Below are 608 nucleotides of genomic sequence, written 5' to 3' on the forward strand. Positions count from 1 at the left end.
CGCCAACACGGCCTCATCGCCGCCTTGCAGTTTCACAACGTATTCGCGCGCGGTGTCGGCAAAGGCAGGGTCTTCGTCAAAGCGCACTTTGGCGGCGCGGTAAAATTGCTCCAAATCCGCCAGCTCAAACGCAGCATTGTCTTTTTGCTGCTCGACCAAATAAGCAACCAACATGCCAAACTGCGTACCCCAGTCGCCGACGTGGTTTTGGCGGATGACGGTGTTGCCCATAAATTCCAATACGCGCGAAATGCTGTCGCCGATGATGCTGGAACGCAAGTGGCCGACGTGCATTTCCTTCGCCAGATTGGGCGAAGAGTAGTCAATGACGACGGTTTGCGGTTTGTCGGTTTTCGCTATGCCGAAACGCGCGTCGTTCAAAGCCGCATGAATGTTTTGGGCGAGGAATTCAGGACTCAGGCGCAGGTTGATAAAGCCGGGGCCGGCGACTTCCGCGCTTTCAATCACGGCGTTGCCCGCCAATGCTTCGGCCACTTTTTGCGCCAACTCGCGCGGATTTTGTTTGGCTTTTTTCGCCGCACCCATTACGCCGTTGATTTGGAAATCGCCGTGTTCGGCGTTTTTGGTCGGCTGCAAAACAACGGGGC

The 608-nt window shown here is 55.9% G+C and carries 1 protein-coding gene; it reads right to left on the reverse strand.

Annotated features, from left to right (window positions below; translation table 11 throughout):
* Positions 1–608 (reverse strand): arginine--tRNA ligase domain-containing protein (gene argS, locus ACTHUR_RS15810; protein ID WP_440399605.1); only part of this gene is annotated, 608 nt, incomplete at both ends.

Source organism: Neisseria sp. P0021.S007 (assembly GCF_051956855.1).